This window comes from Microcoleus sp. Pol7_A1, from assembly GCF_036701085.1.
GTDB classification, from domain to species: Bacteria; Cyanobacteriota; Cyanobacteriia; order Cyanobacteriales; family Microcoleaceae; genus Microcoleus; species Microcoleus asticus.
This window is the reverse complement of sequence record NZ_JAUBQD010000044.1, coordinates 30,999-56,909: the sequence shown is the minus strand read 5'-3', so window position 1 is coordinate 56,909 and position 25,911 is coordinate 30,999. Positions and strand designations below refer to the sequence as shown.

The following is a 25,911-nucleotide window of genomic DNA, read 5'->3' as shown; positions in this document are numbered from 1 at the left end:
CTTACGCCTAAATCGTGTTTAGAAATTTTCTCTAGCTGGGGATTCTTGATAGTTTTTGGGTTCCAAAATTAACTAAGCTAATCAGCATTTAAATTGCATCGACAGAAATAATCAAACCATTAGTGGGCTGTTGCTGGCAGCAACGCCCGAAATATGCAATTTAAATGCTCAACAGCTTAGCAGGCGGGAAGTCCCCGCCCCGACAAGGGTTTGAATTGGCGGGAAGTCCCCACCAATTCAAGATCAGATCGCACTATGTTTATTAATAATTTCGGCTAAATCCGGTACTCCCTTTTCCACGTAAGTCTTAGCTGAGGGGCGGAGTTTGGCATAGGCGCCTTTAACAACCCCTCTTGTGCTGTTCTCTACCCTTTTGTCGCTGATCTGGAGCAATTCGTCTGCCACTATAGCTTTTCTTTCAGCAAGATATTCGACCGGGTTGCCATTGTTGACCGCTTCAGTCCACATCGGATCGAGTGCGATCGAGATTTCTGGCAGAAGTTGATCGACGACTTGGGCGCAATAGTCAGCCCGTATCCCATTGACAGTCGAGTAGGCAGCTTTAAGAGCCAGACCGCCCAATCCCGGCGCTGCAGCAACTTGTTTGTCTATCAACTTTACACAGTCATCAACAAAAGTTTTTCTGTTGTTTTCATCCAAGAGAATATCGCCAAGTCCCATTTTCACTTTCCTTGATTTAATGGTCAATGTGCTTATTAGCTTTCAACTCAATCAGACATCATATATCTATTTTGATCGTTTACTCAAAATTACCTAACTTTTTTAAGGTGGAATGTCTCTAGTTGACAACCTGATGTTGAGATTTGTTTAGTATGTTATGGGAACTAATGTCCGATATGCTACTCATTATTGAGCTAGGGTTTGTAGTAAGGGCTTTAGTCCTTATTAGGTGATATTAATGAGGACTAAAGCCCTTACTACCAACTGATGAGTTGTGAACAGTCACATAGCAAAGAGAACTACTCGAAAAAAATATTAGAGAGACTCTGCCTAAGTTCGATCGCACTTGCACGTATCTTGCACGTATCATTACGATTCGACGTTCGGCTTGATGCCCGCAGGTACTGAAACGAGGGGAAGTTTGACGGTTTGAGCCGGACGGTCGCTCGATCGCAATACTAAATTTTTCGGTAATGTCGCGGAAGTGCTTAGTCCGGGAAAGACTTGAAGCGATAAGGTTAAGCCGGCCGCTAATAAAATTTTTTCTAACATGGCACTGTCTCCAATACATATGCCCTAGGGCATAATTCCTCTTACACATACACCATATAAACATCCTCTGTCCCTTGGTGCGATCGCACGGGCATAGTTAAGTGACACATATCACGACAAAAGAGGGGGTGATGGGAATAGGGGGTGATGGGGTAGGGGGGAGAGAGAGAGTAGTCGGGGAGAACGGGAAAATCTTTAGGCTTGACTTCTTGCGTCAAGATCCGTTAAATCCGTTAAATCCCCTACACTGCTCGTTGCCGAACTTCCCGAAAAATCGAGAATTGTCCGAGAGAAAGAAGCCGTTGAGTCTCTCTGAAAGGTAGAATTAGCGCGTAGAAGTTATTTGACACAGCGGAGGTACCGACAATATGCTTGCATACTTTCTGGCGTTGGCGGTCGGTCTAGGCAGCTTCAGTATTTACATGGCTGCCTTCTTTTTTCCAGAAGTTCACCGCAAAAGTGATTTTACCTGGAGCGGGGTAGGGCTTTTTTATGCGTTAATTTTATGGGCTTGTGCGGGACGAATTACTGGTGCTCTCCTGCTTGGTCAAATGGCGGGTGTGGCTATGTTGGGTTGGTTTGCTTGGGAAACTCTGACTTTGCGCAGGCTGGTGACGCCCGTTGCTGAGCAAACGCCGATTCCTCAGTCCGTGAGTTTGCCGGGGGCTGCAGGTGGACTGTTGGCGGGCTTGTTTACCAAGAAACAAGAGCCGGCAGCGAAAAAACCTAAGTTTGTTCGATCGCCCAAACCGAAAACTGATGCGGTTCCAGCACCCGCTGTGGATAAGGGCGAGGTAAAGCTAGAGGAAGAGCCCGCGATTCCCCCAATAGCTGAAATTATTGCCGAAAGTTCGATCGATTCGACAGCCGAAAGTGCGATCGGCCCTGACTTGAAAATTCCCGACAGGAGCGCACCTGCAATTGCAGAAATACCCGTCTTTTCAGTCGAAACTCCTGCTGCTGAGAGTTCACCAACCCCAGCAGAATTAGCCAGCAACTTCACTCCTCTACCTCTACCTCTAGAAATTTCGGAAATTCCCGCTGCAGCAAGTTTGGAGCCAGCACAGGCTCAGCCAGAGCCTCAACAGCAGCCAGAAGCCGATGATTTTGACGAGATGGAAACAGAATGGAGGACAGCCGTTAAAGAGTCGCAAGCCGCTGCGGCCGCAGCGGTCGCGGCCCCAACTCCTGCCAAACCTGCTAAAAAATCCGGCGGTTTCGCAAGTCTGTTCGGCAATATCAAAAATAGTCTCGGCGGTATGTTGGGACGGGGTGCGGGTAAAAACAAGTCTGATGCAACTCCCCAGACGCCAAAACCTTCAGCGACTCCAGAATCGATCGCACCTGAATCTAAAATACCGGCAAGTCCTGCACCGGGTATCGACCAGATTCTCGAATCCGAATTAGCCGAGGCGGCCGCGGAAGTGGCAGCCGAAAGCAGCAACACTGCTGTTGAAACCAGCCAAGCAGTGCCGTTTCCCAGGGATGTTGAAGCAATGGCCGATTTGATGGCGGCAGAAATCGCGAGTTTTGACAAAATAGGGGAAAGTCCGATCGACGAGCGATCGTCCGCCCAAACCCAGACACCGCTGGCTGCGGTTGGTGAACCAGAAGCAACAGCCCCTGCTGTATCTCTGGAAACCCAGACACCGCTGGCGGCAGTTGGTGAACCGGAAGCAGCAGCAGGCGTACCGGAAGCAGAAGCCCCAGCAGCATCGATAGAAATGACTGTGGTGGAAATGGCAGCGCCTGTAGAGATAGAAGTACCGGGAGAACCTGGGTTGAGCGTGCAGGTGGAAACGGTTTCAGTATCAGTGATCTCGATCGAATCCACAGATAAAAAACCATCTTCTGAGGGAGAAAAACCGGAATTGATTCGCCCGAATCCCCCCTCTTCCACAGATAAAAAACCATCTTCTGAGAGAGAACAACCGGAATTGATTCGCCCGAATCCCCCCCCTTCGGAGCTAGTAGAAGCTGCTCAAGCGGCCGATGAATCCAAGTCTGAAAATCTATCCGACGAAGATAAGCCCTCATCTTGAGGCTAAAAGCAAAAGGTAGAAATCAGAATTTTTTTTGATTCTGCCTTCTGCCTTCTTACTTCTTACTTTTTACTTTTTACTTCTTACTTTTTACTTCTTCCCTCTTCCTTCTTCCTTCTTCCCTCTTCCTTCTCCCTTAATATTATGAAAGCAATTATGGTCGTGGGAACAACATCTCACGCAGGGAAATCTTTACTTGTTGCAGCTTTGTGTCGAATCTTTGCTCGGCGAGGCTGGCGGGTAACTCCGTTTAAAGGTCAGAATATGGCACTGAATTCCTATGTCACAGCCGCCGGCGGAGAGATTGGTTACGCTCAAGCAGTGCAAGCTTGGGCCGCAGGCGTCGCACCTTGGGTAGAAATGAATCCGATTTTGCTCAAGCCGCAAGGAGACATGACTTCTCAATTGATTGTCAAGGGTCGGGCGATCGCCAATGTGCGAGCATCTCAATATTACGAGCAGTATTTCGATATCGGCTGGCAAGCTATTCGGGAATCTTTAGAATTTCTCCGTCAAGAATTTGACATGATTGTGTGTGAGGGAGCCGGTAGCCCTGCTGAAATTAATCTCAAACACCGCGATTTAACAAATATGCGGGTAGCTAAACATTTAAAAGCTCGGACTTTGCTAGTAGTTGATATCGATCGCGGCGGCGCTTTTGCTCACATTATCGGTACTTTGGAATTGCTCGATCCAGACGAACGGGCTTTAATTAAAGGATTCATTATTAATAAGTTCCGAGGACAAAAATCGATCTTAGATCCGGGGCTGACTTGGCTAGAAGAAAGGACGGGAATCCCGGTAGTTGGGGTGATTCCTTGGATAGACGAAGTGTTTCCCTCAGAAGATTCTCTCGATTTGCTCGATCGGCGTTCTCCCAATTCTCAAACCGACATAAATATTTCGGTCATCCGCCTGCCCCGAATTTCCAATTTTACCGACTTTGACCCCTTAGAATCGGAAACTTCCGTCACCGTCAAATATGTCAGCCCAAAAGACCATTTAGGCCATCCAGACGCCGTGATTTTACCAGGATCTAAAACTACAATTTCCGATTTGCACGTGCTGCGCCAAACAGGTATGGCCAAAGCTATTCAAAATTATTTAGTAGCTGGCGGTACAGTCATGGGAGTTTGCGGTGGCTTTCAGATGCTGGGACAAAGTATCACCGATAAAGAAGGCATTGAGGGAGAAAAAGGAGAATTTCCAGGATTGGGATTGCTGCCTTTGAAAACTGCGATGGCACCGAACAAAATTGCCCGCCAACGAATCGTAACATCTAACTATCCTCAACCGGGTTTGCCTGTTTCCGGTTACGAAATTCATCAAGGAAAAACGCAGATCCTAGAGTCAGATTTGACTCAACCGCTATTTGACGATCCGAGTTTAGGAATTGTCAATACTTCTCAATCAATTTGGGGTACATACCTGCACGGCATTTTTGACAACGGAGCTTGGCGGCGAGCTTGGTTAAATCACTTGCGGCAGCAGCGGGGACTCCGCGCATTGCCTACAGGTATTCCTAATTACCGGGAACACCGAGAAGCTCTGTTAGACACTCTAGCAGATACAGTGGAAAAGCACTTAGATATAAAGCATATTTTAGGTTAATTAGTTAACAGTTGACTGTTGACTGTTAACTATTAACTGTTAACTATTGTTTGTTAGAGTTGAGGTTAAAATGAAATGACAAAGATTGTTTTTTTACCTGATAACGTGACAGTTGAAGCTGAACCAGGAGAGCATTTGCTAGATGTAGCCAAACGTGCAGGGGTTTCTATTCCTACTGGCTGTCTCATGGGTTCTTGTCACGCTTGCGAAGTAGAAATTGATGGCGGGGATACGATTTGTGCTTGTATTTCCGGCGTCCCTTCCGGGAAAAAGCAAGTGACAATTAATCTCTATGTTGACCCGACTTGGTAATTTGTCAGTTGGCAATTGGCAGTTGGCAGTCAACAGTCAACAGTCAACCGCCAACAGCTAACAATCCCGCATTCGCAATTCCCAATATTTAATTTTTTTGCCATTCTTGCTGTTTTTTGCGAGCAGATTGCAGCCATTTTTGGGATTCGGGATAAATAGTTGTTCCGGGTTTGACTGATTCTAATTGATTGATAATTTTTTGCAACTGGCTGAGGGAGTAACCGGGATTTTGCCTCGGAGAATTCACCTCATTTTGCAAGTTAGCAAACAAGCTTTTAGCTTCTTGCAAAGCTGTGGTCGAATCTTTTTCTGCTTCCAGTCTAATCTGGGTAATTCCTAAATTTTTCTGATATTCAGCGAGTTTGGTTTGAGCGTCGAGATAGCCCGGATTATCGACTGAAATTAATTTCAGTCTATTAATACCTTCTTGCCACAATTCTGCTATTTGTTCCCACTGTGCAGCGGGATGGGGAGGTTTTTGGGAGGCGACGGCGGCGGAGAGAGCAAATTCTTTGGCAGCTTCAATTAAGTTGTCAGCCTGCACAGAACCAGTGGCGATGCCGCCCATTGCTTGAAAGTCTCTTTCTGCTGCTTTGAGTGTTTTCTTAGCCGTTTCTCCGGCGAGGGTTTCCGCGGGAATTTGATTGAGTTGGTCGATCGCACTTTGCCAATTTACCGTCGCTTTTTGTCTGTCTGCGGCAGTTTTTGCTTCCTGATACTGCTGTTTCGCCGCCTTTAGCGTTTGTTCGACTTGATTTAACTGAGTAAAAGCATTTTTTTGCTGGAAAATCTGAGCCTCCATCCGCCCGACATTTTTGCGGGCGGCTTGAAATTCATCGAGTGTAAACCGCCAACTGCAGCTAAAAAAAGAGCAGTACCTCTTTGGGTAATAGCCGAGGAACCACACTGGCAAGGCGTCAAGGTGTTTTTGAGCCTCTTTTGCTTTAATTTCGCCCAAGTCAAAATCAGCGACAGCCGTGGCTTTATTCACCAGTTGATCGGATTGTTCCACAAGGGCGATCGCCTGCCGGTAATTGTAATCCATACTCCTAAAACTCGGCAGCAACAATATCGGCATTGTTTTCGCCACGGGCCAGCGAATCATGGGAAAAGGTAGGTTAATCAGCCAAATTATCCCCGCAGCACTTCCCAGCAAACTCCCAGCAAAGATGATTTTACCGAACAATCCGGGCGGGCGGTTGGCTTTGACGGCAGCTTTAAGAGCTTGTTCGCTGAAGTTAGGAAATTCGTCTTTGAAGGTATCGCGGATTTCTTCTCTTGAGGCGAAAGTGCCGTTTTGCGATCGTAACTTCTCCAACCGCTTGATTACCATTCGTCGGTACACTTCACCCGCTAGACTATTAGCCGCCGCGCACTTGTCAACTTCTGCCCGCAAAATTTCAAAAGCTCGATCGGTAAGACGCGCCATAAAACTCACCTATTTCCTTTTAGTTATTTTACAGGTTCCCGTCACAATAATTGTTAAAATATATAAAGTTTATATCAAATAATCCGAATTAATTTCATGCCGACTGCTTTAATCACTGGTGCTTCTGGCGGAATTGGTGCAGCCTTCGCTGCCGAATTAGCCAAACGCCAGCACAATCTAATCTTGGTAGCTCGTTCCGAAGACAAATTGCAACAGCTAGCTGCTCAACTGCAACAGGAATTCAATATTTTGGTCGAAGTTATCGTTCAAGATTTGACCGCACCCGGAGCCACAAATGCTGTATTTGAGGCGGTTGTTAAAAAAGGTTGGACGGTTGATTTGTTGGTGAACAATGCAGGTTTTGGAGATTACGGTGTTTTTGCCGATCGCCCGCTTGCGAAACAACTAACAATGGTGCAACTAAATATTGTAGCATTAGTTGAACTTTCGCACTTATTTTTGCATGGAATGCGGCAGCGAAAATCAGGAAGTATTATCAATGTTGCCTCCATCGCAGCTTTTCAACCGATGCCGTACTTGTCAATGTATGCAGCTACTAAAGCCTTTGTTTTGAGTTTCAGCGAGGCACTTTGGGCGGAAAACAAAGATTTAGGAATTGGCGTTTTGTGCGTTTGTCCAGGGCCGACAGAATCGGACTTTGCTGGGGTAGCTGAATTTCCGAAAGATTGGGCATCCAGCAGCGGACAAAAACTCGTTCCAGCAGCGGAAGTAGTGCGAGATGCTTTGAAAGCTTTAGACAAAAATGAGTCTAATGTTGTGACAGGGGGAATTCCCAATCAAATCATCGCCAATATGCCTCGATTGATGCCGCGAGAACTTTTGGTGAAGTCGGTAGGAAAGGTGTTTCGGGCGAAAGAGGAATAATCGCGATCATCGAGAATATAAATAAACCAGCCCCCACCCAAGGACAAACATTAGATCGCCCCTCACCCAAATTTTCCCAAAAGTTGATCGCACATTCGGACTACCAAAATCCCCGCCACCAAAATCCCCCACGCTACCCCACAAGTCCGCCGGGGGTTGAAACCCCCGTCTCATAGCGAAAGTCCTCTAAAAGAGGACTGAAAAGCACATTAAATAAACAATCAAGTATTTGTCACCATAATCGAGTATTTTTCACCCTTCTTCAGTCGGTTTCAACTGAGATGTTGCACCATTCTCAAGAACAGGCAAGATGCCTGTTCCACAAAGAATGAGTTTTCTTGTGGGGTGGGCATCCTGCCCGCCCAAAAAAGGATTATTGATATTGGTGCAAGATGTGAGTTTCAACCGACTTTAGCTATGAGACAGGGGTTTCAACCCCTGGCGGACTCGCGGACAAACAAACGACCTCCTGGACAAACCATCGCACCCACGGACAAACCATCGGGCCGACAAATAAACGATAAATCCCCGTGGTGTTGCAAATATTGTCGCCCAAATGCGAGAACCCCTACAAGAATCTTGGCATCGCCCGCCCCAAACAGATGAGTTTCACCGATAATAAATTAATGGATCGAACCATCCCAAATCCCAAATCGCAATGAAGTCAAAACGCCAACAAGCCTATCTCAACCTGATAAATCAACTGCTAGCCTGTCCCAGCGGCGAAGAAGCGGAGGTATTGAAAACTCACCCGGAATTGCTGGATGATGGCTTGGTGGCGGCAATGCTAGAAGAGGCCGAGCGTCTCAGAAAAAAAGGTAAACTAAATAACGCTAATTGGTTGAAAAGTTTTGCAGGGCTACTGGGTAAGGTGGATGGCAACTTCCTAGCGGTAATTCCCCAGAAAGCAGAAGCAGACAGACTGTTAAAACAAGGCAAGTGGCAGTTTAACAGAAATCAAGTTCCAGAAGCTTTGCAGTCTTGGGAACAAGCATTAAGTATCTATCGGGAAATCGGAGATCGTCAAGAAGAAGCAGCTTCCCTCGGCAATTTGGGCAGTGCTTACAAATCCCTAGGGCAATTCCACAGGGCGATCGAGTTTCACCAACAGTCTTTAAAGATTTCACGGGAAATCGAAAATCGCCAAGGAGAAGCTGTTTCCCTCGGCAGTTTGGGCAATGCTTACCAATCCCTAGGGCAATACCACAGGGCGATCGAATTTCACCAACAGTCTTTAGAAATTAAACGGGAAATCAAAAATCGCCAAGGAGAAGCCAATTCCCTCGGCAATTTGGGCATTGCTTGCCAATCATTAGGACAATATCAACGGGCGATCGAATTTCACGCACAGTCTTTAATGATTTCACAGGAAATCGGAGATCGCCAAGGAAAAGCTTGTTCCCTAGGCGATTTGGCCAATGCTTACAATTCCCTAGGGCAATTCCACCGGGCGATCGAATTTCACGAACAGTCTTTAGAGATTTCACTAGAAATCGGAAATCGCCAAGGAGAAGCTGCTTCCCTCGGCAATTTGGGCAATGTTCACAATTCCCTAGGACAATATCAACAGGCGCTCAAATTTCACGAACAATCTTTAAAGATTAAACAAGAAATCGGAGATCGCCTAGGAGAAGCTAATTCCCTCAACAATTTAGGCTTAGCTTACGCTTATCTAGGGCAATATCAACTTGCAATCAAATTTCACGAACAGTCTTTAAAGATTAAACGAGCAATCAGATGTCGTGATGGAGAAGCAGCTTCACTCGGCAATTTGGGCAGTGCTTACTGTTCCCTAGGGCAATTCCACAGAGCGATCGAATTTCACGAACAGTCTTTAGAGATTTCACGGGAAACCGGATATCGCCAAGGAGAAGCTGCTTCCCTCGGCAGTTTGGGCAACGCTTACAATTCCCTAGGGCAATACCACAGGGCGATCGAATTTCACGAACAGTCTTTAGAGATTTCACTAGAAATCGGAAATCGCCTAGGAGAAGCTGCTTCTCTCGGCAATTTGGGCAATGTTCACAATTCCCTAGGACAATATCAACAGGCGCTCAAATTTCACGAACAATCTTTAAAGATTAAACAAGAAATCGGAGATCGCCTAGGAGAAGCTAAATCCCTCGGTAGTTTGGGCAACGCTTACAATTCCCTAGGGCAATACCACAGGGCGATCGAATTTAACCAACAGTCTTTAAAGATTAAACGAGCAATCGGATGTCGTGATGGAGAAGCTAATTCCCTCGGCCGTTTAGGCAACGCTTACAGTTCCCTAGGGCAATACCACAGAGCGATCGAATTTCACGAACAGTCTTTAGAGATTTCACGGGAAATCGGATATCGCCAAGGAGAAGCTGCTTCCCTCGGCAGTTTGGGCAACGCTTACAATTCCCTAGGGCAATACCACAGGGCGATCGAATTTCACGAACAGTCTTTAGAGATTTCACTAGAAATCGGAAATCGCCTAGGAGAAGCTGCTTCTCTCGGCAATTTGGGCAATGTTCACAATTCCCTAGGACAATATCAACAGGCGCTCAAATTTCACGAACAATCTTTAAAGATTAAACAAGAAATCGGAGATCGCCTAGGAGAAGCTAATTCCCTCAACAATTTGGGCAACGCTTACAAATCCCTAGGGCAATACCACAGGGCGATCGAATTTCACGAACAGTCTTTAGAGATTTCACTAGAAATCGGATGTCGTGATGGAGAAGCAGCTTCACTCGGCAATTTGGGCACTGTCTACGAATCCCTAGGGGAATACCAGCAGGCGATCGAATTTCAACAACAGTATTTAGAGATTTCACGGGAAATCGGATATCGCCAAGGAGAAGCTAATTCCCTCGGCAATTTGGGCAATGCTTACTATTTCCTAGGGGAATACCACAGGGCGATCGAATTTCACCAACAGTCTTTAGAGATTTCACTGAAAATAGGCGCTCGCCAAGGTGAGTCAATTTCTCTAAATAATTTGGGAAGGACTTTACTCCAAACTAACCAACTTGCAGGAGGTGAAAGAGCATTTCGTGCCTCAATCGAAATTCATGAAACTCTGCGTTCTGAATTAGTCAATAATGACCATAAAGCTTCAATCTTTGAAACCCAAGTATCTGCCTATCGCCTGCTGCAAAAAGTCCTAGTTGCCCAAACTAAATTTGATGAAGCCTTAGAAATATCAGAAATGTCGCGCACCCGTGCCTTCCTCGAGTTATTGCAAAAAACTTTATTAACAAACGATCTGCCAGCCAATGACGAAACAGATAGATTATCCATCCCCAAAATCCAACAAATCGCCTGTGAAAGAAACTCCACAATAGTTGAATATTCGATTATCAATTCAGACATCATTTACATCTGGGTAATCCAACCAAACGGCAAGATCACCCCTCGCGCCGCCAACCTCGAACCCCTCAACCAACAAAACCAATCCCTCAAACAAATCATCCTCAAAACCCGCGTCTCCATCGGCACCCTAGAAACCGACGACGAAGGCAACAAAATTCAGCTAGAATCCCAGTACAATCGAGACGAAACAGGCCGCTTTCCCCTCTTGCAACTCCTCCATCAAATCCTGATCGAACCAATCATCGACTTGCTGCGAACCTATGCCAATAACCCCATCATATTCATCCCCCACTACGACTTATTTTTAGTTCCTTTCGCCGCTTTGCAAGATAGCAACAACTGCTACCTAATCGAAGATTATACCATCCTCACCGCCCCTTCCATCCAAGTATTAGAAAAAACTCGCGAACATCAAAACCGAGTGCGAGGATTGAGACAAGCCGCCCTAATTGTCGGCGATCCCACTATCGACCCAAAATTCAACGAAAACCCCTACAAACTCAAGCAAATGCCGAGGGCAAAAGAAGCCGCCGAAACCATAGCTGCAATTTTAGGAACCCAAGCAATTAGCGGAGAAAATGCCACCAAAGTCGCCATTTTAGACAGAATGCTAAACACCCGCATCGTCCATTTATCCGCCCACGGACTCCTCGACGATTTCCAAGGTTCCGGCATTCCCGGCGCGATTATTTTAGCACCATCAGGAGACACCGACGACGGCGCACTTAACGCCGCAGAAATCCTGCAATTAAAACTCGATTCCGAACTCGTAGTTTTAAGCGCGTGCAGCACCGGGCGCGGTAAAATCACCGGAGATGGAGTCATCGGATTGTCGCGCTGCTTCATCCTCGCCGGAGTCCCCAGCATCATCGTTTCCCTGTGGAATATGGGAGCGATTTCAGCCAAATTACTAATGACTGAATTCTACCAAAACTTAGCACTGGGCAAGAATCGAGCAGCCGCCTTGCGGTGTGCTATGCTAACCACAAAAGCTCGATTTCCGAGTCCCATAGCTTGGGCTGCATTTACTTTAATTGGCGAAACCGAAACTTTACCGCTATCAACTGAAAAAACAGATTTAAGGAGATTAGTCATGTCACTTCCCGATGATGCGAAACCTGAAGAAATTGTGGCGGCTTTTAATAAGTTATTGAAAATATCCGAGCCGCAATTTGTCGCAGAATTATCAGCGATTGATGTTGGTGCGACAGATAATGTGAATGTTATCGCTCAAACAATCAAGGATTGGTGCGAAAGCAGGCCTCAAATTGAAGAGAATTTAGAGAACGAAATTTATCAGGCGGGTGCGGGCGGCACTGATAGTGATGCACCGGAGGAAATCGTGAGGGAGTTTTGCGAAACGCTGAAGGAAAATCAGATTCGACTGGGTTTGTCTGTGTCATCTGCACCGCCAACAAATAATCCAGAAACACCTTCCTAGGATAGAAACTATAAAAATCTTGTGGGCTGGGCATCTTGCCCGCCCCAAATATCTGATAGAAATACTCGCAAACATCTCAAAAACTTGATTATGAGCCAAGAATGGCAAATTAAAAATCCCAGCATTACCCTCTATCCTTTCCACCTGCGGGATGATAGCGACGAAGGCTATAAGCAAGTAGCAAAAAATGCCCAAATTTTGTGGGGAAATCTAGCAGATAATGTCGGCAAAGAATTTAACATCAACGAACTAAACTCCCTCAGAGACAAGCTAATTTGCTACAAAAACGGCCTGTATTATCCCGACGGCGAACGGAAGAATCTGACTAACGAAGAATTGCTAATTTCAGATAGTGGAAAAACTCTGAAGTTTCCGCAAATTATTCAGCCAGATAACCAGAAACTTGATGGTTCTATCTATGCCCTGCGAATTCACGACACTTACACCGCAGACTTGACATTTTACTATAAAAATGACACAATAAAAGTAGCGGAGTTAACTCGATTAAATCCCCAAGGTTGCCTGTTGCCAAATGCAATTCAACCGTCTCTGGGACAAACCTTATTATTATACGCAGCACCAGCAGTTTATGATACTTACCGGAAACTAGCTGACGAATCGGTTAAAGCTTTTGTACAGGATAAACAGCCAGCATCAGTAGAGTTTCGCGCCGAAGGAAAGTTATTCGGGAGTCCGATTTTTGAGTATGACAGCCGCGAAGATGATGCGAATAAGCGATGTCACTTTCTAGTATGGTTGCAAGAAAATCCCCGAACTTTGGGATTCGCAACCTCGACGTTTAACTTTTACTTGATGAATCTGCTGTGTTCTCGCGCTAAAATCGTATTTGTGTATCGCGAAGCTAGGAAAAAGTATCGCAAAGCACAGCAAATAGTCAGCGAGTTAGAAAAGAAGCTTCCCGAATTCAGTCAAATAGAAAGGGAACAAGATAGACAAGTTAAGTTGCAGAAGTTAAAGCAATTCCTGGCTGAAGTCCGCACTAAAATGTTTGATTGTGCTCAGCAAGTGCGGTATTTGCAAGAAGACAAAAATACTATTGACACTAATGCTGAAAATTATGGTGATGCCTTGACAAAAATTAGAAGTTTGTGCATCCCAGGCGATAATCTGGATTTCTTGCAAAAGTTTCAAGATTTAGCTGAGAATAAATATCAGCGACAAATTGAAATCGATTTAAACTACTTGATTGCTAGTCAAAATTTGTTCCAGCAGTCGATATCCACTGTGCGGGGGATGGTGGAAATCGAACAGGTGGAATTGGACACGGAACAGGAAGACAGGGAGAAAAAGCGCGATCGCCAGCTTGAGAATATCATATTTTTTGTCGGAACTGCGATCGGCGGCGGACAAATCTTTTCCGCCGCCTATCCTCTAATTAAGGATAAACCGATTCAATGGCAACCCGATTTTTCTCTACCGCTGCATCCCTTTGTTGCGACGATTATCTGGAGTCTGCTGTTTGGCTTACTATTTGGCTTGTTAATGCTGGCTCTCGCCGTGTGGGTAAGGAAAACTTTTCCCCGATAAATGAGTTAGCCGAAATCAGGACACGGCCGAAATCAGGACACGGCAGTGCCGTTTCCCTACAATTAATCCTCGGGCGATGGTTATATCCTCGCAAAGGCGATCGCGGGCGAATCCTCGCCCTTGCTACGATTTTTTGGGGTAGGGAAAGGGCATTGCCGTGTCCTCAATTGCTGGTAAAAAAACCCGGTTTCTGGGCTATAAATTACAAATATCGAGTTAACTGGACTCGGTAGCGTTCCTTCTTAGTAACAGCAACTTCCCCAATTTCCAATCTTCCCTTGCCGGTAACAGCAATTAAATCTCCAGACTTGACATTATAACTAGCTTGAGTAACGTCTTTCCAGTTAACTCGCACGTCACCGCTGTCAATTAAATCGGCCATTTTGCTGCGAGACATTGCGAACCCAGCCGAGGCGACAGCATCCAATCTCATCGATGCTTCAACGGTTGTCATTTCTTTCTTTTTGGGTTCTCTAATTTTGAGTTCGCTCAACTCAATGCGCCGCGTTTGCACGGGAACCGATCGCACTTGCTGCAAACTCATCTCCAAATACTCTACCATCTCGGGCATGACAATGGCTTGCGCGCCGCGTTCTCCCAAAACAATCACATCGCCAGTTTTCTCCCGGACAATTCCCGTACCCAACATCGCCCCCAAAAAGTCGCGGTGAGAAGCTGTATCGAACAAGAAATTGCCAGCGATTTCTACCGCAGCAACGTTAACGCTAGCAGAGTCGATCTGGATATCCGATCGCGCGATCGCAATTCTTTGTCTTTCAGCTTGCGGGTAGCCGCCCCAAGCCACTACTTCCACGTCTGTTAACCGCTTAAATACCGTCAGAGTGTCCGCCAATTCTGGAGGCGACAGAAAATCAGTCTGAGTAACTTCCCAAGTTTTAATTGCTTGTTCCGCTTGGTCGATCGCCCGCGCCACACATTCGCGGTTTTCGATGCCTTTTAACAGTTCTTCTTTTTGTAACATCAGTTAATGCTAGATTCTAATTTGAAATTGCCAAAGCTTGCTGTAACTAAAAAGTCTACTTTTTTAACAGTCCCACTACTTCAATTATAGTCTAAGATAATCCAATAACGCTCTTAGGATTTTTGTGGCTCGCAAAGCTGATATGATGAACATGATTATTATACCAAATGTATGAAGTTTTCGAGTTTAAGCAAGGTTAATATTTCAACGCGGTTGCTGTGTCAGGAAGCAGCCGAACCGTTGAAACAAGCGCTACAGGGTAAAAGCCTTGTACCCGAGGAAGCAACGGCATTACTAGCAGCAGACGAGCAACGCGCCATTCATGCCCTCAGCAAAAATAAGGCGTTGATCCAGGAAATTCAGAATCGCGTGCAGGGGTTGCCATCTTTCCATTCCCTGCTACAGGGCGATAGCCGAAACTTAATGCCGAAACTTAATACATATTCCCGATGAAAGCGTACATCTAGTTCATATCTAATCCGTTAGCATCGGAATAGTAAATTCGAGTTCACCGTTGACTGTTGACAGTAAACCGTCAACAGTCAACATCATTCCGGTGTAACCGGAAATGATATCACATCGCCCCCCTATTGGAATTTAAAAGAATATCTCAAAAATCTCAACCAGCTTGGCGAAATAGCAGACTACGAAAAGTTTTTGCAGGAGATCGATCGAGTATGGCAGCAAAATAGTCCAGCCAACTACTTATTCTTCTTCACCCGCAAATACAGCTCTTCCATGGCCTCAATAAACGAACCATCCTTGTGCCAAAACTGTGGAAAATCTCCCTGTTTCTTCACCACGATCGCACTTACCCCACTTTGCGCTGCCACCTCAATCGTCTGCGGTAATCGCTTCGCACCATGCCAAAACTCTTTCAGGCTGACCGTTTGCGCCTCACTGGCGATCGCCTGCGTGTAATAGGAATCCACCGCCACAGGGGCCGCTGCATCAGCAGTTAACTCTGCAGAAAGCGCCAAACCCAAAGGCGTTTTTGCCAATTCGCGGTGCAGCACTTCCTTAGAAAGCCCCCGTAATTCAAACAGTAAAAATGGATCTTTGTCCAATTCGGCCGCCACCAAATAATAAACTCCGGCAATATGTTTGCAGGGATTGCTATAGTCTGGGCAAGAGCAAGTAGTCTTAAAGTCCTCGCGGCTGCTGGGTAAAAGGTGCAATCCGAGGGGTGCAAAAGCCTTTTCAATATTGTCGGGCATTTCGTTGAGCAGCAGCCGAGAAATGAAGCTGGCTTTTGATGCCATTTGGGCGATCGCCATTTGCCACTTTTCCTGACTAATTGGCTCAAACTCAATTTGAGTTGTGTACAGAGGCTCCTTATAAACCCCAAAATAAGGATTAACCGAGCCTCTCACCTGTGCCATCACTAACCCATCATTCATGCCAAAGCTTTTTACCTTGCCGTTTCGTGCATAGGCACGTCCCCGCCCGAGTCGCCCAGAATCTGTAAATCTTTCTAACGCATCGATAAATTTATTGCCCCACCAAGTCCGAGTAAATTGTGACATATTTTTTGATTTCTCCTAATCTAGAACCGCATTTTTATTGAGCCTAATTAATTTCTTAAATGCCTCATTATCCAACTCAGTTAACCACGATTCATCAGCACCAATAATTGACCCTGCCAATTTCTTTTTGTCCTCAATCATTTGGTCAATTTTTTCCTCCAACGTGCCAATTGCCACAAACTTATGCACAAACACATTTTTTTCCTGTCCGATCCGAAACGCCCGATCCGTTGCCTGATCTTCCACCGCCGGATTCCACCAGCGATCGAAATGGAACACGTGATTGGCTTTTGTCAGCGTAATTCCCACGCCACCGGCCTTCAGTGACAGAATAAATACCGAAGGTTCAGACTCTGGATCTTGAAACTCTGAAATCATCCGTTCCCGTTTTTCGCGACTGGTTCCCCCGTGGATGTAGTAAGTGTTGTAATGTAGCGTTTGTTTAATATATTTTTCCAACGCGCTTCCCAGTTCTGTAAACTGCGTAAATACCAATAAACTTTCGCCTTCTGCTTTGACTTCCTCAATCATCTCGATCAGCCGTTCCAGTTTGTGCGATCGCTCTGGTGTAAACTCACTTTCATCTTGCAAAAACTGGCGCGGATGGTTACAAATTTGCTTCAGCTTCAGCAGTGTCGCCAAAATCATCCCCTTGCGCTGCATCCCTTCCGCCGCGTCAATTTCTTGTTCTACCTCTTTGACGATCGCTTCATAAAGCGAAGCTTGCTCGCGGGTGAGATTGCAGTATAGCTTTTGCTCAACTTTGTCGGGGAGATCCTGAATAATCGACTTATCGGTTTTCAGGCGTCGGAGAATAAAGGGTTCCACTAATTTTTTGAGCGCTGCCGATTGCGTGCGACTCCCATTTTTTTGAATCGGGATCTCAAACAACTTCCGAAACTGCGCCTCTTTACCCAGATAGCCCGGATTGAGGAAATTAAAAATTGACCATAAATCCAGCAATCGATTTTCCACGGGTGTTCCAGTCAGCGCCAACCGATGGGTAGCAGGCAACTTTAAGATCGCCTTTGTTTGCGCCGCTTTCGGATTTTTAATATTCTGCGCTTCATCAATTACTAAGCGATGCCACGCTACGCTGCTCAACAGTTTCTCGTCTTTGCGCGCCAAGGTAAAGGAAGTAATCAACATATCGCAACCTTGGACGGCGGCTTTAAATTCCTTGGCATCTTGCAAACGTTGAGGGCCGTGGTGTATGAGCGATCGCAATTCTGGAGCAAACTTTTCCATTTCCTTTTGCCAGTTACCAACTACGGATGTGGGCGCAATTAGCAGCGTGGGTAGAACCAAAGGTGCGATCGCTTTTTCTGTCTCTTTTGTAGTAGATAAAACTTCCCGCTCTTGCAATAATCGAGCAATTACCTGCGCCGATTTACCCAAACCCATATCATCGGCAAGACAGCCATTTAATCCCAAACTTTCCAAATAACTCAACCAAGAAACGCCGCGCTTTTGGTAATCCCGTAACTTGCCTTGAAACTTTGCTGGATCTGCAATTAACTCTAACCGACTCTTATCGTTCAGCTTCTCCAACATATCCGATAAAGCCCGATCGCGCTCAACCTCCAATTGTTCGCTCGCTTCTCCTTCTGCCGTCAACTTCATAAAGTCAATCAGGCTTAAATCGGGGTTTTCTTGGCGATGTTTTTTCCAAAACTCCAACATCTCCTGCATCTTGTCTTTGTCCAGTTCCATCCATTGTCCTCGGAACTGCACCAGCGGTGTTTTGCTATTTACTAACGCCTGCCATTCTTGTTCGCTAACCCGTTCACCCCCGATCGCCAATTCATATTGATATTCCACCAAGGAATCCGCCGAAAACAATCCTTTGCTCTTGATTGCAGCGCTCTTGCTGCCCTTCCCTTTGACTTGCAGGCGAATCTTCGCCCGCTGTCGTCCCTTCGGCGTCCACCAAGCGGGGACAATCACTTTGTATCCGGCATCTTCTAATACCCAAGCGGACTCGCTGAGAAAGGTGAAAGCATCATCTAAGCTGAGGGTAATGTTAACGGGTTTGTCTGTTTCTAGCCCTTGCCAAAGTTGCGGATAAATGCGGGCAGCGTAGCCGAGATTTGTCAGCAAATGTTGCTCAAAGTTGTCTCCGAATTGTGTTTGCAACTGTTTTTGTTGAGTCGATCGCGATCGCCAATAATCCTGCAACGGCATCCGCAGAGATGGGTCTTTTTTCGCAGCCGCCTGAAACTCTAAAACCCAAGGCTGTTCGGGGTTTTCGGGGGATTGTAGTTGAAAGCAGAGGGAGAATGAGTCAGCAGATTGATTGCGCGTAATGCGATCGCGCCAGGTTTGCCATTGCCGGTATTGTTCAAGGCTTACTCGCGCGATTTTTCGTGTTTGGTTGAGGCAGATTTGGAGTAAAGAATCCGCAATCTTATTTTCAAACGATGCTGGGATGGGGGTTTGAGTGACAATTTCCGCGATCGCACACTCGGAAAAATGCCGCAGCAACCGTTCGCGATCGTAGAACTTTGGTGTATCTTGTAGCTGGATCTTCCGAAAACCGGACACACAAACTAAAGGCATCCATTCAACATAGCGTTGTAAATCAGTTTCGTACTGTGTTGAAACAATTTCCCATCCCGGATAAATCTCAAAGCTGGGTGCAATTTTGGCAGGTGTTTTTGGAGTTTTTGCAGTTGTTTTGGTTTTTGTCTCGCCCGCTTTCTTACGCCCGCGCGTGGCTTTCTCAGCGGGTTCGGATGTTTCGATGGGTGCGATCGCGATCGGAGCAGTTTCTCGATAGCGCAACGCCGGAATATAATGATCTTTCAGAACAATTTGCTTAAAATTTTGGGTGTAGTGATACCAAAATAGCAAGTCTGAACCAAACTGAACTTCTGCTAAATCGTAGAGGGCAAAAAAATGCAGATCGTTCAATACTTTAGTCAAAGTGTGGGTGGCGATGGACACACAATCAACTTGCCAATACTCCAACTCAAATGTTTCGGGTAACTCTGTCTCTAAATATCGCGCTAGTTCTAAAGATGGTAACGGCTGGTTGTCGGCAGTGGGCAGTAAAAAATACCGAGGGACGATCGCGTATTCTATCCCCATCGCACTTGTATTGCTGACTGGTGGCAGTTGAATCCCGGCTTCTTTCGTTAGAAACTCTCTTAACTGTGCCGTCTCCAATTGTCGGGGATGAACCTTAGCAGGCTGTTTTTTCTTTTCAGTGGTTTCAACCCAAAGACAAAAAGTTCCACCTTGAACAAAACTCTCTTCTGTTTGAGGAATCCAAGTCCCGTGGAGGATTTTCATAGGTCATACCAAACGCAACCTTTGGCAGCCTATCATATCATGAATGAGTGGGAAAATATAAGAAGGCGGTTGAAAGCAGGTTTATACAAACCATGTCTGCTGGATGCCGACTAAAGAGAATAACATAATTTTCCCCAGTTGTCCTCTTTAACCAGCCTCTGCGAGTTTTGACTTTATAGATGCGGTTTCAACCGCCGAGTCTTCTTACAAATTTATAAAATATCAGTTAAATCCAACACAAAACCGGGTAGTACATCTTCACCTGACAGAGTTGCAGGTTCATCTAAAATTTCTACTTCTCTACCTTGACGGGAGATTTCAACTTTTCTATTTTTGCGATCGAGCAACCATCCCAACCTCGCTCCATTTTTCACATACAGTTTCATTTTAGCCCGCAATTTTTCTAGGGAGTCAGTGGTCGATCGCAATTCCACCACAAAATCGGGACAAATCGGCGCAAATTTCTCTTTCTGTTCGGGAGTTAAAGCATCCCACCTGTCGCGCAGCACCCAAGCAGCATCGGGAGAAATGTCTGAACCGTCGGGCAGTTTAAATCCAGTTGAAGAGTCAAAAGCAATTCCCAAATGCTTATTTTGACGGCTCCAACCTTCGAGTTGAAAACTTAGATCCGCATTCCGTCTGCCTGTATCGCTACTAGCAGGCGGCATAATAATTAATTCTCCCGTTGCAGTGCGCTCAAATCTTAAATCCCGGTTGTCTGTACACAACTGAAAAAACTGCTCGTCTGTTAATTCGAGCGTTAATTCTAGGGGAGAATGTATGGGGATAGTTGGTAATTCCATAACGGCCTCCAAATATTACACGAGTTGAATGTCAACAGTCAACAGTCAACAGTCAACTGTTAACAAACAAATAACTAAGTCTCTGTATAACCTTGGATATTTTCCGGTTCAAACTGCTGCAAAATATTCGCAGCTTTCCCCGTCAAATCGTCAGTACCCTTAACCGCAATCAAAAATTTACCCGCATTCAAACGGTTGCGGTAGGGCAAAGCATCGCCGCTACCAAAAGCCATACCGCCCGCGCCTCCTACAAAAACGCTGCCCATCGCAGCGGCGATCGCACCCAGTAAGCCACCGATCGCGTGATCGCCAATTTCGCCCGCCCACGCAAAAGTCTTCAACTCAGTCATCAGACTGAAAGTAACGCCAGCAATAAAGCCAAAGGGAATCAGCCAAACAGCCATGAGTTTAGCTTGTTTCTTCGCTTGCTGGTTGGGGTCGATCAAGCCAAATTCATCAGCAGTTTTGTAGCCGCGGCCCAAAATGCTCACTTGCTTCATAGGCAAGCCTTCTTTTTCCAGAGCACAGTAGGCAGCTTCGGCTTGAATTCGATCGGGCAGTACGGCGATAAGATAATTCATTGACAATAATTCCTGATAGTTAGGCTGAAATAGCCAAAGTCTATTATATCCCGAAAAGACATACTAGCTAAGCAATTGGGGGATTTTAACACGGGCGTAAACTCCGATCGCCCGCAAAGCTAAAATATTTCATGCAAAAAACGGCCGACCTTGACCGAATACAGATACAATTCAAACTGCACAAAGGCAAGCTTGAGCTGAGCTGTTAGATACTGCTCTAAGTCATAAGTCTCAACTTTGAGCTCGCCAACGCTCGGTCTATTTTTACTATTGCACTCAATTGCTTGCTATGCCTAAAGTTCTAGTATCCGATCCGATCGACCAAGCCGGAATTGACATCCTCTCCCAAGTCGCGCAAGTTGACGTAAACACAGGGCTCTCAGCCGAAGAACTGGTACGAATTATTCCAGATTACGACGCTTTGATGATCCGTTCTGGCACCCAAGTTACCAAAGAAATCATTGAAGCCGGGAATTCACTCAAAATCATCGGCAGAGCCGGCGTCGGCGTAGATAATGTCGATGTACCCGCCGCTACCCGCAAAGGAATTGTAGTCGTCAATTCCCCCGAAGGCAACACGATCGCCGCCGCCGAACACGCGATCGCCATGATGCTCTCGATGTCTCGCCACATCCCGGAAGCCAACGCATCCGTCAAAGGTGGTAAATGGGAACGCAACCGCTTTATCGGCGTAGAAGTTTACAAAAAAACCCTCGGCATCGTCGGTTTGGGCAAAATCGGCTCCCACCTCGCCGCCGCAGCCAAAGCAATGGGCATGAAACTGCTGGCCTACGACCCCTTCATTTCCACCGAACGAGCCGAACAGTTGGGCTGTCGCTTGGTAGAACTCGAACTGCTGATGCGCGAATCCGACTACATCACCCTGCACATCCCCAAAACGCCGGAAACCCTGCACTTAATTAACGCTGAAGTGCTCTCGAAAATGAAGCCCACGGCCCGCATCATAAACTGCGCCAGAGGCGGCATCATCGACGAAGCAGCCCTAGCAGAAGCCATCAAAGAAGGTAAGATCGCCGGCGCAGCTATAGACGTTTACGAACACGAACCCCTGGAAGCCGATTCCCCGCTGCGGAATGTCGGCCAGAACATCGTGCTGACGCCCCACTTGGGAGCATCCACAGCGGAAGCTCAGGTGAATGTGGCGATCGACGTTGCCGAACAAATCCGCGATGTACTGTTGGGATTGCCCGCGCGATCGGCTGTGAACATACCCGGCATTTTCCCAGACTCGATCGAAAAACTCAAACCCTACCTGCAACTCGCCGAAACCCTCGGCAACCTCGTCAGCCAGCTAGCCGGAGGCCGAGTCGATTACCTCAACGTTCAACTGCAAGGCGAATTGGCCAGCAACCAAAGCCAGCCCGTAGTCGTTGCCGCCCTCAAAGGCCTGCTCTCCCAAGCCCTGCGAGAGCGCGTTAACTACGTCAACGCCAGCATTGAAGCCAAAGAACGCGGAATTCGGGTCGTCGAAACCAGAGACGCCTCGATTCGCGACTATACCGGTTCCCTGCACCTCTCGGCCAAGGGAACTCTCGGCGAACACACAGTCACGGGTGCAGTGCTCGGCGAAAGCGAAATTCGGATTACCAGCGTTGACGATTTCCCGGTCAACGTTTCCCCCACTCACCATATGCTGTTTACCCTGCACCGCGATATGCCGGGGATTATCGGCAAAATTGGTTCCCAATTGGGCAGTTTTAATGTCAATATTGCCAGTATGCAGGTAGGCCGTAAAATCGTGCGAGGCGATGCGGTGATGGTTTTGAGCCTCGATGACCCTCTACCAGAAGGGATACTGGCCGAGATCCTCAAAGTTCCGGGAATTCGGGATGCTTACACGGTAAATCTTTGATGGATTTTGGAGTTTAGATTTTGGATGCCAGGACTGATAATTGGTAATGGGTAATTGATCGTTGGTAATTGGCAAGAAAGCGGGAATTTTTCTATTAGCCAATCCTTATTCCTCACTCCCCAGTTCCCAGTCTCCAGTTCCCCTGGGCCAATCTAAAATCTAAAATCTAAAATCTAAAATCGTTATGGCACATAGCTGGTGGGAAATTAGAATTCTTTGCGATCCGGCGCTGGAAGATATCATCTTTTGGCGTTTGGAACGGTTTGGCTGTCGGGGAACTGCTACTGAGATCAAAAGCAATTCCTGTCTGATGTCGGCTTATTTGCCCGAAGAACAGGCAGGATTGCTGGATTTGGCCGCTCTGTCTCTGTGGCTGCGCCAAGATGCTCTGTGTGCAGGTTTGCCCCTACCTGCGATGCAGTGGGATTTGATTGAAGAGGAAGACTGGGGCAGCACTTGGAAGCAGCACTGGCAGCCTCAAGAAGTGGGCGATCGCTTTTTAATTAATCCGGCCTGGCTGCCCCCACCGACTGATACCGATCGCGTTATTTTGCGTTTAGATCCCGGTGTGGCCTTCGGTACCGGTGCTCACGCTACTACTCAACTTTGTCTGGAGTCGCTGGAAATGCGTCTCGGTTTTGATGACAAAGAGTGCATCGTTGCTGATATCGGCTGCGGATCTGGTATTTTGTCGATCGGCGCGGTGTTGTTGGGCGCTACAAAAGTTTATGCTTTGGATACCGATCCTTTGGCAGTGCGATCGACCATTAGCAACAGACTACTCAACCGCGTTAATTCTCAGCAGTTAGTTGCAGATCTCGGCAGTATCGATCGCTTGAAAGAAATGATCGATGAGCCGATCGACGGTTTGATCTGCAACATTTTAGCAGAAGTAATCATCGATTTGATACCGCAGTTCACTGCAATTAGCAAACCGACTACTTGGGCCGTGCTTAGCGGCATTTTGCTCGAACAAGCTAAGCCAATTGCCGACACTCTCGAACAGCACGGCTGGATTGTCGCTACTCTGTGGAAGCGCCAAGATTGGTGCTGTTTTAATATTCGGCGCAGTTAACAATATGGTAATTGCTAATTCCTAATTGCTAATTGGTAATGTTGAGTTCATATTTCATTTTTGGGAAGTGAAGTTAAATAAATCTCGCACCTGAAAATAAACCGCGCCAGCCCAGTAAAAGCAATTCACCAAAATCAACAACGTTTTTCCAACATAAGAATTAACAAAACCAAAAACCCGGAAAGTTGACAGCAGCACCAACAACATTTCCACCACAGAAACAATTGAACCGTAGTGCTTCCTATCCCAATAAGAAAACGGGCTAATAAAACGGTAATTGCTGAACGGAAAAAAGTGCCTATGAGCGTCGTCATTGTGGACAGGCAAATCTCCCAGAGAGTGCAAGATCGTGCTGACAAACAGAATTTGCACGCTTTGCCAGCCAAAGTAATAAGCAATTAGCAAACCAATAACCGCTAGGGGAATTGAATGAAACAGAGCCACAATATTTTGCACAAAAGGCTCATAATATGCTTTTGACCAAATTGTAGCTGCGGGCAAGCGAGCAATGTATTTCGCCCAAAAGTAAAATAAAAATATCGGAATATCCGGCAAAATTCCGCCGATAACAATAATTAGATTAGCTTGCGGCAGTTGCGGTTTCCCGAGAATTGCCAGATTGATAATAGCGTGGCTGGGAGTCTTCATAAGTAGGGTGCGTCAACTAGGATTATCTTATTCATAATTAATCAGATATGGGCTGACGCACCCTACGTGTGAAATAATTGGCTCGTGTTACAAGAAAGGTTGCAGTCGATCGATCAACTGCGCCGGTTGCACCACTCCTTCAATGCGATCGACCTCAGCGCCATTTTTGAACAGCACCAAAGTCGGCAAAGCATAAATGTGATGCTGCGACGCCAACTCTTCGTACTTATCGGTGTCAATTTTGACAACCATCAGCTTGTCTTTCATCTGACCGCTCACTTGCTCTAAAATCGGTGCCATCATCTGACAAGGCCCGCACCAAGTCGCGTAAAAATCTACCAACACCGGCAAGTCAGAGCCGGATAGTAACTCCTCAAAACTGCTGAACTGTTTTTGAACTGCCATAAGACAAAATAATTTTTTGGGTTCTGGCTCGATTTTAGTGCAAAATTCTCTGGTAGATTGCGAGGATACAATTATGGAATTATTACCAGAGACTTTTCAGAGATTGCGGGGTCAAGTTGCTGTCGTGACCGGTGCGTCGCGGGGAATCGGCCGCGCCGTTGCTTTAACATTAGCCGCAGAGGGCGCTAAAGTCGCCGTCAACTATGCGAGTTCGAGTGCTGCTGCTGATGAGGTGGTAGCAGAAATAGTCGCTGCTGGAGGAGAAGCTGTCGCACTTGCAGCAGATGTCTCGAAAACTGAGCAAGTAGATTTACTCACCAGTAATGTCATGGAAAAATGGGGACGGATTGACATTTTGGTGAACAATGCAGGCATTACTCGCGATACTTTGCTATTGCGGATGAAGTTGGAAGATTGGCAAGCGGTAATTGATTTGAATTTAACTGGCGTGTTTTTGTGTGCGAAAGCTGCGAGTAAAATCATGCTGAAGCAGCGAAGCGGCCGAATTATTAATATTGCTTCGGTTGCTGGGCAAATGGGCAATCCCGGACAAGCTAATTACAGTGCGGCGAAAGCTGGGGTAATTGGGTTTACTAAAACTGTGGCGAAAGAGTTGGCGAGTCGCGGGATTACTGTGAATGCGGTTGCACCGGGTTTTATCACTACAGATATGACTAAGGATGTCAAGTCTGATGAGATTTTGAAGTATATTCCGCTGGGGAGATATGGGGAAGTTGAGGAAGTTGCGGGGATGGTAAAGTTTTTGGCAGCGGATGCGGCGGCGGCTTATATAACCGGGCAGGTTTTTAATGTGGATGGGGGGATGGTGATGGCTTAGGATTTGGGAATTTTTTTAACCGCAGATGGACGCGGATGAA

At 46.4% G+C, this 25,911-nt stretch carries 21 protein-coding genes; 10 read left to right on the top strand and 11 right to left on the bottom strand.

The window, feature by feature from the left end; all coding sequences use genetic code 11:
* Positions 1–243: 243 nt before the first annotated feature.
* The 3 genes from QUA20_RS22245 to QUA20_RS22235 form a co-directional block, all read right to left on the bottom strand.
* Positions 244–681: a DUF6918 family protein gene (locus tag QUA20_RS22245; RefSeq protein WP_333191183.1), complete on the bottom strand. Its 438-nt coding sequence runs from the start codon at positions 679–681 to the stop codon at positions 244–246.
* A gap of 369 nt (positions 682–1,050) precedes the next feature.
* A complete protein-coding gene (locus QUA20_RS22240) occupies positions 1,051–1,233 on the bottom strand; it encodes a hypothetical protein (RefSeq protein ID WP_333191181.1) in 183 nt (60 codons plus the stop codon).
* Between the two features lie 41 nt (positions 1,234–1,274).
* Complete coding sequence (locus tag QUA20_RS22235) at positions 1,275–1,451, bottom strand: hypothetical protein (protein WP_333191179.1); 177 nt, start codon at positions 1,449–1,451, stop codon at positions 1,275–1,277.
* A gap of 150 nt (positions 1,452–1,601) precedes the next feature.
* Here QUA20_RS22235 and QUA20_RS22230 point away from each other — a divergent pair, with 150 nt between their 5' ends.
* The 3 genes from QUA20_RS22230 to QUA20_RS22220 all read left to right on the top strand — a co-directional run bounded on the left by QUA20_RS22230 (position 1,602) and on the right by QUA20_RS22220 (position 5,198).
* A complete protein-coding gene (locus QUA20_RS22230; RefSeq protein WP_333191178.1) occupies positions 1,602–3,275 on the top strand; it encodes a Ycf66 family protein in 1,674 nt (557 codons plus the stop codon).
* Positions 3,276–3,419: 144 nt separating this feature from the next.
* On the top strand, positions 3,420–4,886 hold the full coding sequence (gene cobQ / locus QUA20_RS22225; RefSeq protein WP_333191177.1) for a cobyric acid synthase CobQ: 1,467 nt from the start codon (positions 3,420–3,422) through the stop codon (positions 4,884–4,886).
* Between the two features lie 75 nt (positions 4,887–4,961).
* The gene (locus tag QUA20_RS22220; protein ID WP_190742645.1) at positions 4,962–5,198 is read left to right on the top strand and encodes a 2Fe-2S iron-sulfur cluster binding domain-containing protein; all 237 of its coding nucleotides are present in this window, start codon (positions 4,962–4,964) and stop codon (positions 5,196–5,198) included.
* 88 nt (positions 5,199–5,286) lie between these two features.
* Here QUA20_RS22220 and QUA20_RS22215 read toward each other — a convergent pair whose 3' ends face one another.
* A complete protein-coding gene (locus QUA20_RS22215) occupies positions 5,287–6,627 on the bottom strand; it encodes a hypothetical protein (RefSeq protein WP_333191176.1) in 1,341 nt (446 codons plus the stop codon).
* A 96-nt stretch (positions 6,628–6,723) separates the two neighbouring features.
* Between QUA20_RS22215 and QUA20_RS22210 the strand changes: the two genes are divergently transcribed.
* From QUA20_RS22210 to QUA20_RS22200, 3 genes are all read left to right on the top strand, one after another.
* Entirely contained in the window at positions 6,724–7,512 is a 789-nt protein-coding gene (locus QUA20_RS22210) for an SDR family oxidoreductase (RefSeq protein WP_333191175.1), read from the top strand.
* A gap of 658 nt (positions 7,513–8,170) precedes the next feature.
* Positions 8,171–12,298 (top strand): tetratricopeptide repeat protein, encoded by a 4,128-nt coding sequence (locus QUA20_RS22205; protein ID WP_333191174.1) that lies wholly within the window; start codon positions 8,171–8,173, stop codon positions 12,296–12,298.
* A 90-nt stretch (positions 12,299–12,388) separates the two neighbouring features.
* Positions 12,389–13,846: a hypothetical protein gene (locus QUA20_RS22200; RefSeq protein WP_333191173.1), complete on the top strand. Its 1,458-nt coding sequence runs from the start codon at positions 12,389–12,391 to the stop codon at positions 13,844–13,846.
* A gap of 202 nt (positions 13,847–14,048) precedes the next feature.
* On the opposite strand, the gene QUA20_RS22195 is transcribed toward QUA20_RS22200, so the two are convergent.
* A complete protein-coding gene (locus tag QUA20_RS22195; RefSeq protein ID WP_333191172.1) occupies positions 14,049–14,828 on the bottom strand; it encodes a photosystem II S4 domain protein in 780 nt (259 codons plus the stop codon).
* Positions 14,829–14,999: 171 nt separating this feature from the next.
* On the opposite strand from QUA20_RS22195, the gene QUA20_RS22190 reads away from it, so the two are divergent.
* Positions 15,000–15,281 carry a hypothetical protein gene (locus QUA20_RS22190; protein WP_333191171.1) on the top strand — a complete coding sequence of 94 codons (282 nt, stop codon included), beginning with the start codon at positions 15,000–15,002 and terminating at the stop codon, positions 15,279–15,281.
* A 248-nt stretch (positions 15,282–15,529) separates the two neighbouring features.
* Here the strand turns inward: QUA20_RS22190 and QUA20_RS22185 are convergent, their stop codons facing one another.
* The 4 genes from QUA20_RS22185 to QUA20_RS22170 form a co-directional block, all read right to left on the bottom strand.
* Complete coding sequence (locus tag QUA20_RS22185) at positions 15,530–16,354, bottom strand: SWIM zinc finger family protein (protein WP_333191170.1); 825 nt, start codon at positions 16,352–16,354, stop codon at positions 15,530–15,532.
* A 15-nt stretch (positions 16,355–16,369) separates the two neighbouring features.
* Positions 16,370–19,648: a DEAD/DEAH box helicase gene (locus QUA20_RS22180; RefSeq protein ID WP_333191169.1), complete on the bottom strand. Its 3,279-nt coding sequence runs from the start codon at positions 19,646–19,648 to the stop codon at positions 16,370–16,372.
* A 212-nt stretch (positions 19,649–19,860) separates the two neighbouring features.
* Positions 19,861–20,451 (bottom strand): Uma2 family endonuclease, encoded by a 591-nt coding sequence (locus tag QUA20_RS22175; RefSeq protein ID WP_333191168.1) that lies wholly within the window; start codon positions 20,449–20,451, stop codon positions 19,861–19,863.
* Positions 20,452–20,525: 74 nt separating this feature from the next.
* Positions 20,526–21,032 (bottom strand): hypothetical protein, encoded by a 507-nt coding sequence (locus QUA20_RS22170; protein WP_172188946.1) that lies wholly within the window; start codon positions 21,030–21,032, stop codon positions 20,526–20,528.
* Positions 21,033–21,321: 289 nt separating this feature from the next.
* Between QUA20_RS22170 and serA the strand changes: the two genes are divergently transcribed.
* Both serA and prmA read left to right on the top strand, forming a co-directional pair.
* A complete protein-coding gene (serA, locus tag QUA20_RS22165; RefSeq protein WP_333191167.1) occupies positions 21,322–22,905 on the top strand; it encodes a phosphoglycerate dehydrogenase in 1,584 nt (527 codons plus the stop codon).
* A gap of 184 nt (positions 22,906–23,089) precedes the next feature.
* Positions 23,090–23,980 (top strand): 50S ribosomal protein L11 methyltransferase, encoded by an 891-nt coding sequence (gene prmA / locus QUA20_RS22160; RefSeq protein ID WP_333191166.1) that lies wholly within the window; start codon positions 23,090–23,092, stop codon positions 23,978–23,980.
* A gap of 54 nt (positions 23,981–24,034) precedes the next feature.
* Here the strand turns inward: prmA and QUA20_RS22155 are convergent, their stop codons facing one another.
* Both QUA20_RS22155 and trxA read right to left on the bottom strand, forming a co-directional pair.
* A complete protein-coding gene (locus tag QUA20_RS22155) occupies positions 24,035–24,628 on the bottom strand; it encodes a hypothetical protein (protein ID WP_333191165.1) in 594 nt (197 codons plus the stop codon).
* Between the two features lie 87 nt (positions 24,629–24,715).
* On the bottom strand, positions 24,716–25,033 hold the full coding sequence (gene trxA, locus QUA20_RS22150) for a thioredoxin (protein WP_333191164.1): 318 nt from the start codon (positions 25,031–25,033) through the stop codon (positions 24,716–24,718).
* Positions 25,034–25,106: 73 nt separating this feature from the next.
* Between trxA and fabG the strand changes: the two genes are divergently transcribed.
* Positions 25,107–25,871, top strand: coding sequence for a 3-oxoacyl-[acyl-carrier-protein] reductase (gene fabG, locus QUA20_RS22145; RefSeq protein ID WP_172188962.1), 765 nt, complete (start codon positions 25,107–25,109; stop codon positions 25,869–25,871).
* Positions 25,872–25,911 lie beyond the last annotated feature (40 nt).